This window comes from Piscibacillus salipiscarius JCM 13188 (assembly GCF_001311865.1).
GTDB lineage: Bacteria > Bacillota > Bacilli > Bacillales > Alkalibacillaceae > Piscibacillus > Piscibacillus salipiscarius.
Window position 1 is genome coordinate 64,338 of sequence record NZ_BBCD01000005.1, and the last position, 11,767, is coordinate 76,104.

Annotated in this window: 10 protein-coding genes and 5 pseudogenes; 2 read left to right on the forward strand and 13 right to left on the reverse strand. The window is 37.1% G+C overall.

Annotated elements, in window-relative coordinates:
* Nucleotides 1-246: 246 nt before the first annotated feature.
* The 4 genes and pseudogenes from JCM13188_RS05190 to JCM13188_RS20445 form a co-directional block, all read right to left on the reverse strand.
* Complete coding sequence (locus JCM13188_RS05190) at nt 247-663, reverse strand: DUF1284 domain-containing protein (RefSeq protein WP_054752603.1); 417 nt, start codon at nt 661-663, stop codon at nt 247-249.
* A 95-nt stretch (nt 664-758) separates the two neighbouring features.
* Nucleotides 759-1,315 (reverse strand): annotated as a pseudogene (locus JCM13188_RS05195) (cupin domain-containing protein).
* A gap of 478 nt (nt 1,316-1,793) precedes the next feature.
* Nucleotides 1,794-3,304, reverse strand: a pseudogene (putP, locus tag JCM13188_RS05200) (sodium/proline symporter PutP).
* Between the two features lie 229 nt (nt 3,305-3,533).
* Entirely contained in the window at nt 3,534-3,833 is a 300-nt protein-coding gene (locus tag JCM13188_RS20445) for an 8-oxo-dGTP diphosphatase (protein WP_500796491.1), read from the reverse strand.
* 305 nt (nt 3,834-4,138) lie between these two features.
* Between JCM13188_RS20445 and JCM13188_RS05210 the strand changes: the two genes are divergently transcribed.
* Nucleotides 4,139-4,813, forward strand: a complete 675-nt coding sequence (locus JCM13188_RS05210; protein WP_279401417.1) for a polysaccharide deacetylase family protein — start codon at nt 4,139-4,141, stop codon at nt 4,811-4,813.
* A 421-nt stretch (nt 4,814-5,234) separates the two neighbouring features.
* Here the strand turns inward: JCM13188_RS05210 and JCM13188_RS18035 are convergent, their stop codons facing one another.
* Nucleotides 5,235-5,357 carry a DUF3784 domain-containing protein gene (locus JCM13188_RS18035; protein ID WP_279401418.1) on the reverse strand — a complete coding sequence of 41 codons (123 nt, stop codon included), beginning with the start codon at nt 5,355-5,357 and terminating at the stop codon, nt 5,235-5,237.
* A gap of 127 nt (nt 5,358-5,484) precedes the next feature.
* Between JCM13188_RS18035 and JCM13188_RS05215 the strand changes: the two genes are divergently transcribed.
* Complete coding sequence (locus JCM13188_RS05215) at nt 5,485-5,730, forward strand: hypothetical protein (RefSeq protein ID WP_054752607.1); 246 nt, start codon at nt 5,485-5,487, stop codon at nt 5,728-5,730.
* 9 nt (nt 5,731-5,739) lie between these two features.
* Here the strand turns inward: JCM13188_RS05215 and JCM13188_RS05220 are convergent, their stop codons facing one another.
* The 8 genes and pseudogenes from JCM13188_RS05220 to JCM13188_RS05245 all read right to left on the reverse strand — a co-directional run bounded on the left by JCM13188_RS05220 (nt 5,740) and on the right by JCM13188_RS05245 (nt 11,690).
* Nucleotides 5,740-6,258, reverse strand: coding sequence for an NUDIX hydrolase (locus tag JCM13188_RS05220; RefSeq protein WP_279401419.1), 519 nt, complete (start codon nt 6,256-6,258; stop codon nt 5,740-5,742).
* Nucleotides 6,259-6,416: 158 nt separating this feature from the next.
* A complete protein-coding gene (locus JCM13188_RS05225; protein ID WP_054752610.1) occupies nt 6,417-6,686 on the reverse strand; it encodes an NUDIX hydrolase in 270 nt (89 codons plus the stop codon).
* Between the two features lie 103 nt (nt 6,687-6,789).
* A pseudogene (locus tag JCM13188_RS18040) lies at nt 6,790-7,022 on the reverse strand (iron chaperone); the annotation flags it as partial.
* A gap of 113 nt (nt 7,023-7,135) precedes the next feature.
* Nucleotides 7,136-8,002: an AraC family transcriptional regulator gene (locus JCM13188_RS05230; RefSeq protein WP_279401420.1), complete on the reverse strand. Its 867-nt coding sequence runs from the start codon at nt 8,000-8,002 to the stop codon at nt 7,136-7,138.
* A 147-nt stretch (nt 8,003-8,149) separates the two neighbouring features.
* Nucleotides 8,150-9,130: pseudogene (locus JCM13188_RS05235) on the reverse strand (tRNA dihydrouridine synthase).
* Nucleotides 9,131-9,294: 164 nt separating this feature from the next.
* Nucleotides 9,295-10,353 carry a 23S rRNA (uracil(1939)-C(5))-methyltransferase RlmD gene (rlmD, locus tag JCM13188_RS05240; RefSeq protein ID WP_279401421.1) on the reverse strand — a complete coding sequence of 353 codons (1,059 nt, stop codon included), beginning with the start codon at nt 10,351-10,353 and terminating at the stop codon, nt 9,295-9,297.
* Entirely contained in the window at nt 10,350-10,694 is a 345-nt protein-coding gene (locus tag JCM13188_RS18045; RefSeq protein WP_279401422.1) for a hypothetical protein, read from the reverse strand. Before JCM13188_RS18045 ends, rlmD begins: the two co-directional genes overlap by 4 nt.
* A gap of 127 nt (nt 10,695-10,821) precedes the next feature.
* Nucleotides 10,822-11,690, reverse strand: a pseudogene (locus JCM13188_RS05245) (DMT family transporter).
* Between the last annotated feature and the right edge of the window lie 77 nt (nt 11,691-11,767).

Here is an 11,767-nt window from a genome sequence, read left to right on the forward strand (position 1 = left end):
TTATGGCATCCGCATCCATAATGATCATACTCTTCAATACAACAAACCTTTTTAACGTGCTTCTTCTTGTGACAAGAACATGTGCCATGTTTATAACCTAACAATAAATCAAGGTAATAATTATGATGATGATCTTTCTTTTTCTTACAATAATCACACATAGAGCATTTCCTTTCTACTAAGGATTATATTAATAATCTATGAATGCTCTATTAAATGGTAACGGCTTCCTACCTATACTCTATCCTATTCAACCTTCCTTAATCCATTACCATCTATAATGTCTTGAACACCTTCCTCGCAAACTCCATATGTACGCCAAGAACATGTATCGCAGATGGATGATAGATCAGACGGCACTACGTTCTCTTTAATCTGATTTTCTACCTCTGTCCAAGGTACAACTTGTCCTACCTCAAAACCTAATTTTTCTAATATGGTGGCATCCCGGTCATAAATGTGCTGATCCTCACAATGATAGTCTCCCGAATTGGGGTACTTTTCACATAGACAATCCGGACCTTTTACAAACTTTACTAGAGTCTTAGGTTCTTGTCTTAGCTGTTGGTGTAATTGAGTCATGTTTTCTACATATTCTTTTGAGTAGCCCATCCCTCTATATCCAAGTAAGCAAAAAAGATGATGACCTCTAAGTAAATACATGATAACGCCCCTCTATTGTTAACTTGATTTATTTTTCGGTTAACATTTATTCTAAGCATATAAAAAGGGACTTGGATTTTCAAGCCCCTAAGTAATTAGTGATTTTCTTCTGCTTCCATTGCATCTTGCTTTGTCTCATGCACGGTTCCAAATGGATGTTCAGGTGGTGCATAAATAGAATATAGTTTAAGAGGTGTGTTACCTGTGTTAATTAAATTATGGTATTTTCCAGCAGGAATCATGATCGCATCATCGGCATATACAGGCTGTCTGAAATCTAGTCGATTTTCGCTATCACCCATCATCGTCAAACCTTGCCCTTCTTCAATTCGTAAAATTGATCGGTGTCAGGATGAACCTCCAGTCCGATATCTTCTCCCACACCAATACTCATTAGTGTTACCTGTAAGTACTCTCCAGTCCATAACGCACGTCTAAAATAATCATTATTTGTCGTTGCCTTTTCCATATCAACGACAAATGGATTTCCACCAAAATCCTCTCGGCCGCTTATTAAGTGCTGTTGATTCATTTGATTAGGCATTTGTTGATTCGGCATCATGTTCCACGAAGCTTGATTCCAGTTATTAGGCCCCCAATTATTCGGTCTCGCTTGGTACCACGGGTTATATCCACCAGGGTAGTGATACATATTGTTTTCTCCTTTCTAATTCCATTATTCCACTTTATCCTATGCGAAGGCCTAATAAATGTGTAAGAATCATCCATGTGTTTCTTTAATACATGAAAAAATCACTGAAGTGAACATTCAAGAATTTATCGATCAACTGATGGAAACCTTTATGATGAGGAGAGCAACCAGTCTCCTTTTGAATTGTCTAGTATTAAGAAAAATCTTCTAGTAAAATCGCGAAATTGTCTAGTAAATGTTTAATTTTGTCTAGTAAATTTTTATTTTTGTCTAGTATTTGGATCAAATTGTCTAGTAACCGAGAGAATTGTCTAGTAAATATGTTGTTATTTTCACGTTATACTTATCAGTAAGCGAGCGGGACATGGTCACACATGCAGTAAGTCGCTATTGATTGTAAGTTTAAACGGGGTGACTAACCTATCCCCTTGTCTATTAAAAAATAGCTCAACTGAAATCCAGTTGAGCTACCTTTAACCTATCCGTTCGCTTGTTCACGAGCTTGATCAAATTCCTCTTGTATTTCTTGACTAGGCGCTTGACCTAGTAAGCTAACGATAATCGCAACAGCACCTGCTAAAAAGAATCCAGGCACTAATTCATATAGGTCACTTTTAACGAATTCAGACCACACCACAACGGTTACGGCACCTGTGATAATACCGAGCAGTGCCCCGTTTCGTGTCATGCGCTTCCAGAATAACGAAAGCAAGATAATTGGCCCGAACGCTGCTCCAAATCCTGCCCAAGCATAGGCTACTAGTTCTAACACTAGCTTCTCATTCGCTGAAGCGATCCAAACCGCTAATAGCGCAATTACAATAACCGATATACGAGCTACCCATACAAGTTCTTTATTTGAAGCATTTTTTCTAATAAAACCTTTGTAAAAGTCCTCAGCTACAGCAGAAGACGATACTAATAGCTGTGAGTCTACGGTACTCATAATCGCCGCTAATATAGCAGCTAGCAAAATACCCGCTACAATTGGGTGAGTTAATAATTGTGTTAAAGCTATGAATACAGTCTCTTCGTCAGCTAATACGCCACCAGATACTTCAATCCCTCTTTCTGCTAAGGCTGCAGATACATCATTTGTTGCGATATACGCATAACCTGCAATCCCTACAAAAACGGCACCGAATAACGATAATACCATCCATGTCATACCAATAAATCTAGCTTTCGGAACGTCTTTCGTTGATCGAATCGCCATAAATCTTACCAAGATATGAGGTTGACCAAAATAACCCAGGCCCCAAGCAAGCGATGAAATAATTCCAATCGTTGAGACACCTTTAACCATCTCTAAATTTTGACCATCAGTTAAATTTCCTACGACATTAACGGCTTCATTCCAGCCACCAGCATTTTGAATAGCCAGAATTGGTAATACTATAAGAGCTAAAAACATTAATAAACCTTGAATAAAATCAGTCCAGCTAACGGCAATAAATCCACCGAGAAATGTATAACCAATAATTACAATACTTCCAATAATAAGTGCATTCGTCATAGATAAACCGAAACTACTACTAAATAATTTCGCTCCGCCTACAAGACCAGAAGCAGTATAAAAACGTAAAGAATAAAAGAATAACTGATGCAGACGCAAGTCTCAGTGCACGAGAACGATCTCGAAAACGCTGTTCAAAAAAGTCAGGAATTGTAATCGCATTGTTTGATACTTCAGTATAAAACGCGTAATCGCTTCGCAACGAACTGCCAGTTTAAATAAGCACCAATCGTTAAACCTACTGCGATCCAAGCTTCTGCTAAACCAGAGAGATAAATCGCACCTGGTAAACCAAGAAGCAGCCAACTACTCATATCCGAGGCGCCTGCACTTAAAGCGGCAACACCTGGGCCAAGCTTACGGCCACCTAGAAAATAATCCGATAAGTTACTAGTTAATTTATACCCAACAATTCCTAGTAACAACATTCCAACTATGTAAATGATAAATGTTATTAAAGTCGCTGAATCCATTATTGTTTGTCACGCCCTCTCAACAAAGATATGAAAGAAAAATAACGACAATAGACATAGGCACAAAAAGCCAAAACCATGTCCAAAATGATAGACTGTACTCCTCCATTAATCCTTCCTCCTCCTTTTTGATTGTGTTAATATTCTACACTAAAATTCGGAAGATTCAAATTTTAGTCCTAGTATAAACTATTCATTAAAACCTTCGGACATACCTGTCATAAAATAACTACAACAGTTTAACACTCCAATTCTCACCTGACTGATCATAGAAAAATTCACTGATCTCATTAGAATCAAATACTTTGTACATGATTTCGAAATCATTTGCTAGTTGATAATCTTTAAGTTCATTTTTATGAATCCAAAATACCTCACCTTCATCCGATGCCTTTAATTCACCCTTATACTGATTCGTCTTATAAAATAGAACCATATAGCGCTCACCATTTTTCGTATAAAATTGTTTAACGCCGCAAATCTCTGGATTAAAAATCGTAAGACCCGTTTCCTCATAAACCTCTCTAATGACTGAATCAACAAAAGATTCCCTGGTTCAACATGACCACCAGGGAATGTGATACCTGGCCACGATTTTCCGACACGATCTTGTACTAAGATTTGTTCATCATCATAAACCATGCACATATTCGTTAAAATAACTTGTTCACTTTTTCCCATATCAAAAACCCCTTGTCATTAGCTCTTATAAACATATTATCATATAATATATGTATCTATTAAATTGACAGAAGACTAGAAGGAATCAAATTAGGGTGATAAAAATGAAAAAAACGCTTAAAAATAATATTAGTTATCCTGATATTCATAATCTTGGCAGGTTACGGTATTAATGAACTATCAAAATCACGAACCTTTCAATTAATCGGGGATCCAGTGACTCAAATTGAAACTGAAGATAAGGTTGTCGCTCTTACATTTGATGATGGGCCTGGGCCAAACGCGGATGAAATCCTATCTATACTAGATGAACACAATGTTAAAGGAACGTTTTATTTAGTAGGAGAGGCAATAGAGCAGAACAAAGAGGCAGCAAGAAACATTGTTGATGCTGGTCATGAAATTGGAAATCATTCTTACACTCATAAAAGAATGATCTTCAAATCTTATTCTTTTGTTGAAGAGGAAATTGAGAAAACAGATGGCTTGATTCGTGAAATAGGTTACGAAGAAGAGATTACGTTTAGACCACCATATGGAAGAAAACTAGTGACACTTCCGCTGTACCTATCGAATCATGACCGACAAGCAATTATGTGGAATTTAGAACCAGATTTTATGCCCGACATCTCTGATGACCCCGAGGCAATCGCCAATTATGTCTCTGAGAACATTGAACCTGGTTCTATTGTATTGTTGCATGTCATGTATGAACACAGAGATGCTTCTTTAAATTCCGTCGATGGTATGATTACACAGCTTAAGAAGAAGGGATATAAATTTGTGACGGTTAGTGAATTAAAGGAGAAAAGAGATAGAAGAAAATAAGAAACCTTAACTATTAGAAGAAGATGCTGCAGCAGTGGCAGCAACAACGGCTTTACTGTGAGCGTTGATTTTCATAATGTGTTTAATGTGTTTTTGGCTTGTAGAAGATCACTTTTTGAAAAATCATTGTGTCTAAACTACATGCTTTAATGAGCCCAATAAGCACAGCTGTTTTTCATCAGCTTCTTCATGCAGAACAACATTATGAACGCGCTCACGTATGGCATCCTCTTTATCTATCGTCTAAACCAATCTTTTTTAACTAAAACGGCTAATCCCCAAATTATGCTTAGAATCATTATCCCAAAACCTATAAAATAAAATATACTAGCTTCGGAATAATCAGCCGCAACTAATATCGCAATAGATAGAGCTATGGTTAACACGATTTTACCTGTGAATTTTGAGAGTTTAAATTCGTCTATTTTTCACGTTCTGTTTCGGACAATGTATTGTAGCCAGCAATAAGAAAAGTGGCTTTCCCTTTTAATAATAAAACACCGATTGTAATTAATAATATGATGACAATGATTCCTGAAGCCATTTTCTAAACCTCCAAACGTCCTTTTTAATCATTACGATTGAACAAATAAAAGTTCAAGTAACGTTACGTATAGACATTTGTGGTAAGCAGAAAATTGGTAATCTAATGATATTAAGGGGGAAATGACATGAAATATATTCTAGGAACCATGCTTGGATTTTACCTACTTATCTTTTGGATTTTGCCATTCTTTTATCGATTTTTACCAGGAGATGGAGCCTATGCATCATACTTTCATCCAGCTTATATGGGAATGATTCTACTTGCTGGGTTAATTGTGGCGTGTACTATTATATTATTAGAAGAAATCAAGTCTCTTAAAGAGGAAAAAATAAATGAGCACTACCTCGATTTAGAGGTAACGCCCATTTAATATAAAATTCTATAGTCGATGTGCCCCCATGTGATCTTTCATATCAAACAATAAATGAATTAAAGAATGATAGTACGGTAGAAATGAACCTTCCTCAATTTTTGTTAGGATTGTATCTTTAGAAGCCCATTTAACCTCTTGCACTTCCTCTGTAGGTATAGGTAAACTACAGATGTCAACGTTCGTTTTTACTATAAAAATATCATCAAAACCATGATCAAAATTGATTGTTAAAGACGGACGCTGATTGGTTAAATCAATCTCATATCCTAGCTCTTCTTTCACTTCACGTTCAGCTGCCTGCTGAGGGTCCTCACCAGCAATGGCACTTCCGCCAACAGTTAAATCCCACATACTTGGCCAGTGGTCACGATTTGTTTGACGCTGTTGAATAAGCATTTCACCTTTATCGTTAAATAGGCATACATGCACAACTAAATGATAATCTTCAAGACCAAAAGCATCACCACGTCTCATTTGCCTCTCAGTTTTATTTCTTTGTTGATCGTAGATATCCCAAATTTCCAAATTCATTCTCCTTTTATATCAGTTAAATTAATTCCAATCAGTAGAAAGTGATTCAACACGTTTAAATAATTCATGATAGGTATTTGTTAATTCAGTATGAAATTCAGCTTCATAATCATGCTCGATAAATTTCATATCTTCAAATTTATCAAACTCATTTATTGTTGGAATGCCGTTTGCGGATTTTGCGAAATAAAAAGTCCGTTCCAGTGAACATCATTGAAAATAAACACATCTTCATAGAGTTCGATTAAATTCGTCACTTGTACGTTAACTTCTTCTTTTACTTCTCTAATCGCACATTGAAGAAGCGATTCACCTTTTTCGAGTTTACCTCCAGGAAAGTTCCACTCCCCTTTTCGATCTTGAACCATTAACAAGCGATGATTTTTGTCTTTTATTAAAACACGAGAAAATGACTTAGACATAACTACCTTCCTTTATGTAAAGTTAACTTTTAAAACTTATTGTATTAGTGAAAAATATTATTAAATAAATAAAGACTGGTCTTAACCAACAGCCTCTTAAAAGTTATTTTCTCCAAAAAGTCGTATAATCCTTTTTATCCCAAATATTAAAGTCAATTATTTTCTCGAGTAACGAATAATCTACTTTCTCGTTCCAAGGAATGCGTATGATTTCCTTTGTATAATCATAGCAAACTTGTTGATATCATCCTCGACATGTTTTATTGTGACACCTTCTGGGGCAACAGACATATGTTTTTTAGCAACACTAAAAACAATAATAAATGTATCATGATTTCAATTCTAAGAAAAAAGAAGCCCTAACGAATTAGGACTTCCTTCAGGTGGATTCTAAAAATTAAATCAAACGTTTTGTTTGAAAGTTTGTAACTTTATTAACCGACTATTTTTCACCTTTTTTTCTTTACAGCATACCAAATTTCACTATATACATTAGACCGATCAGATAGATCACCTGTAAATGATATATTGGGTGCTTCCACCAATTCATAATCTGAAGAAGGTAGCCATTCAGAAGCAATTTTTGCCCAAGTGTCCTGCATGACTTTTGGAAATTCACCTTTAGACGAAAAGATGGCCCAATTTAAAGCGGGCACTTCTACTACTTCAAATTCACCTTCGTCTACTTCTTTAGTCGTTAACACACCAATCATATGATCAAGACTTCCTTGTTCTTCCTGCATATCACCTTCAAAATTATAAGAGGCGTTCACGACTTGATAAGGTTCTACATTTGCATAGTTATTCAACTTTTCTCTTTGTTCAGGTGAAATACTTCTAGCTAATTTTAAAATCTCCTCATTTTCTCCTTCAAATTGTATTGGAACTCTTTTCTTCACTCCTACAATCTTAAACGGTTCTTTTTTCATAATCTTATAGTCCATATCTATTCCTCCTTGTATCGTTAATTGGAAGGAGAGTTTTGGGAATGCTTTAAGTGTATTTTCTATTTTAACTTTAGAAGGATTAATACCAGACCAATCTTTAAAAGCACGTGAAAATCCATCTACCGATTCATAACCGTATTTAAAGGCTGCTTCAGTTACACTCATTCCTTCGTTCAGTAAGTCAAAAGTGGCGTTAGAGAACCTTCTATTACGTATATACTCACCTAACGTCATGCCTGAAAGAAAGGTGAACATCCTTCTGAAATGATATAAAGATGTTCCAGATATCTTCTCAAGCTCTTTGTAGTCTATCTCTTCATTTAAATGATCTTCAATATACTCTAACGCTTCGTTCATACTTTTAAGCAATTCATTCCCTCCTTCATGAGTTGATTATATAACCCATTCAACAACGATACCCGATGAAAAAGAAACGGATTTAGTTGGATTTAATTTAATTATACATGATAAAAAAAGAGCAAATCCCACCGGACATGCTCTTCTATAATCGTTATATTAACGCACAGGTTCTTTATAATTGCTTGCGTAAGCATCTAGCAATTCGCGGACTTCATCAGTCGTTTCCGTGCTCATCAGTTTATTTCTAAGCTCACTCGCCCCGCGAAAGCCTTTAACATAAATTTTAAAGAAACGGCGAAGTGGCTTAAACACTCGCGGTTCAAGTTCTTCAGAATATTTGTCATGAAGATCGAGTTGCAGTCTCAGAAGATCAAGCAACTCCTCGCTTGTGTGCTCTTTTTCTCTTTTTCAAACGCAAAAGGATTATGGAAAACACCGCGACCAATCATAACACCGTCAACACCATATTCTTGAGCGAGCTCCAGCCCCTTTTGACGATCTGGTATATCACCGTTGATGGTGAGTAGTGTGTGTGGTGCTACTTCGTCACGAAGTTTTTTGATCTCAGGAATTAGCTCCCAGTGTGCCGGCACATTACTCATTTCCTTCTTGGTACGAAGGTGAATGGATAAATTCACGATATCCTGTTCCAACAAATGCCTTAACCAATCGTGCCACTCATCGACTCTTGAATATCCAAGTCTTGTTTTGACACTAACAGGGAGTCCGCCGGCTTTAGCTGCTTGGACGATTTCTGCAGCAACATCGGGCCTTCGAATAAGTCCACACCCTTTACCTTTTGTGGCTACATTTGGTGCCGGGCAGCCCATGTTAATATCCACTCCACGATAGCCCATTTCTGCCATCCCAATACTCATTTGACGGAAATATTCAGGTTTATCTCCCCAAATATGAGCTACAATGGGTTGTTCATCTTGTGTGTATGTCAAACGACCACGCAAGCTATTGCGCCCTTCTGGATGACAATAACTTTCGGTATTCGTAAACTCTGTAAAGAACACATCAGGCCTTGCCGCTTCTGTAATCACATGGCGAAACACCACGTCCGTCACAGCTTCCATTGGCGCCAGCACAAAAAAACGGCTTCGGCAACTCATGCCAAAAATTATCCTTAATCATACTTCGAACCCTTTCCTTACAAATCTATATCAAAATAATTGTTTGTGTAATCTTTAGCCATTATATAATGTAATAGCAATCGCCAAAAAGTGCAAGGAAATTTAATTAGGAAAATATTGAAAGCTTAGTCTACGATTGTTTTGTTAAGAGAGCAATTGACTCTATATGACTCGTCTGTGGAAACATATCAACTGGCTGCATTCGTTTAACTTCATAGCCTTTTTTGTTAAGTACTTTAAGTCACGTGCTTGAGTCTCAGGATTACAAGAGATATATACGACCCGAGACGGTTTTAATTTTACTAAACTAGATAAAAAGGCTTCATCACTTCCGCTCCGAGGTGGATCTAAAAAGACAACATCTATATTCTCACCTTGCGCAGCTAATTGTGTCATGTACTCGCCAGCATCAGCTTGATAAAACCTAGCATTCTGTATTCCGTTGCGCTTGGAGTTTCGTATCGCATCTCGAACTGCATCATTGTTTAATTCAACACCAATCACTTTTCCAGCTTTTTTGCTTGCGACAAGTCCGATTGTTCCAATTCCACAGTAAGCATCCACCACTTTTTCTTTACCAATCAATCCTGCCATTTCAATAGCTTCGTTATAAAGCTTTTCGGTTTGAACAGGATTAATTTGATAAAAGGATTTAGCAGAGATCTCAAATTCAAGACCACATAACGTATCTATAATCGTTCCTTTACCAAATAAGACTTTTTCTTGATCCCCAAGTACCATGCTGTCATTTCTTTGATTAATGTTTAGCAAAATAGTCGAGATTTCAGGATGGTCTTTTCGCAAGGCTTTCACAAAGTTCTTCTTACCTTTGAACATAGGTGAAGCAGCGACGATCACAACCATGATCTCTCCGCTCTTTTTACCGACTTTGACCATGACGTGCCTTAAAAAGCCTTGACCTGTATCTTCGTTGTATGGTTGGAGCTTAAAGGACTTAGCTAAATCCGTGACCGTTTGGATAATCTCATCGGCTTTCGGGTCATGAATGATGGACCCCATCATTGGGATAATTCGATGAGAATTTGGTGCGTATAGCCCGCTGATTATTTGCCGCTTTTTATTTAGGCCAAACGTCATCACATTTTTATTTCGGTAATCATAAGGGTGGTCCATGGTTATAATCGGTTCTGGCTTACCGAATGGTTTCATAAGGTCATCGACGACCTTTTGCTTGAACCGAGTTTGTGCTTCATAGGTCATGTGCTGAATCTGACAACCACCACATTCATCATCATACTTTTAGGTTGCCTTGCTCTGTCATCTGAGAAATTAATCAGACGCTTAATTTCTGCATTGAAAAAGCGTCCCTTTTTATAAATCGTAACTTCAGCCTTTTCACCCGGGAGTAACTGTTCAACCTCAAGCTGCTTCCCGTCCCATTGAACGATTCCTTTACCTTCACTAGTAAGACCCTGACAAGTGACTTCAGTAGTGGCAATTTTCTTACCTTGGCTTTGTTTGCCCGTCCCGGCCTGTCTATTTTGGTTTTTGAATTGTTTATTAGGTCTCTTTTTGAACCCATTATTTTTACGTTTTGACATTTGGAACCTACCAACTTTTCTTTTGTGTTTGACACTCTATTATAAGCTACCCATAGCTTTCAGTAAAATATACTTTAAAAAGAACCTTTTAATCAACATAATTAGCTCGATACCTTACTCGACAAATTTAGTCGGACTGCTTTACGCACAGTAAAGTAACCGTAAACAAGATGATCACCATTCCAAGAAGTTGAATGATGGACAAATGATCTCCAAGAATCAGAACACCAAATAATGAAGCCGTCACTGGTTCTACCATAGCAACCATAGAAGCAGTTGTTGGTGTAGTTCGCCTAATTCCAATCATATAGAGTATAAATGATAGACCTGACCCCACAATTCCTATGAGAATAAACCAACCTAGATCATTCGATGTCAACACAGCAGCTGCTTCACTATTATCCGAAAAGATAAAAAGTATTAAACAAAATGTGATAAAGGCGATGAATAACGATGGCTGTGGTTTTCCTTTAGAAGAAGCATTTTTAAAGCCAAAAATGAATACAGCATAGGAAAGACCAGCACCAATTCCTGCAGCCACCCCTATAAAACTAACGGAAATCGAATCGGTGTTATAGGCACCTGTAAGGAGGACGATCCCTAAAATGACGCCTGCAATACTACCCCATTTAAACCAAGTAGAACGCTCTATTCGAAATATAAAAGAAATTAAAAGAACGATTACAGGTGCAGTGTACATTAGTGTAGCTGCCACAGCTACACTTGAGGCTTGAATACTTAAAAAATAAAAAGTAAAGTTTCCAGCTACACCAATACCCGCCAATATGGACCAGAAATATAATTGAGGTGAGTTGATCCAATTTTGTCTAAAGCGCATAAGAAACCATACAAAAAACCTAAAAACCCAACAGCACCACGGTAAAATGAAATCACAAGAGGGTCCCAGCCCTTGCTCATTAAAATATCAGCAATCCCACCAGTAATCCCCCAGCATATAGCAGCGAGCATAACTAAACCTACACCTGCAAATCTCATTTTGTGCCTCCTTACGTAATGATACAACTTTAAGCTCACCCTTTTGAAAACCTTAAGTGAATTTAGAGGGCATTAAG

What these genes read in the sequence shown, in the direction of transcription:
- JCM13188_RS05190 (WP_054752603.1), bottom strand. Translation starts at nt 663, where the DNA reads ATGTATTTACTTAGAGGTCATCATCTTTTTTGCTTACTTGGATATAGA.
- JCM13188_RS18035 (WP_279401418.1), bottom strand. Translation starts at nt 5,357, where the DNA reads ATGGCTTCAGGAATCATTGTCATCATATTATTAATTACAATCGGTGTT.
- JCM13188_RS05215 (WP_054752607.1), top strand. Translation starts at nt 5,485, where the DNA reads ATGAAATATATTCTAGGAACCATGCTTGGATTTTACCTACTTATCTTT.
- JCM13188_RS05225 (WP_054752610.1), bottom strand. Translation starts at nt 6,686, where the DNA reads ATGTCTAAGTCATTTTCTCGTGTTTTAATAAAAGACAAAAATCATCGC.
- rlmD (WP_279401421.1), bottom strand. Translation starts at nt 10,353, where the DNA reads ATGACCTATGAAGCACAAACTCGGTTCAAGCAAAAGGTCGTCGATGAC.
- JCM13188_RS18045 (WP_279401422.1), bottom strand. Translation starts at nt 10,694, where the DNA reads ATGTCAAAACGTAAAAATAATGGGTTCAAAAAGAGACCTAATAAACAA.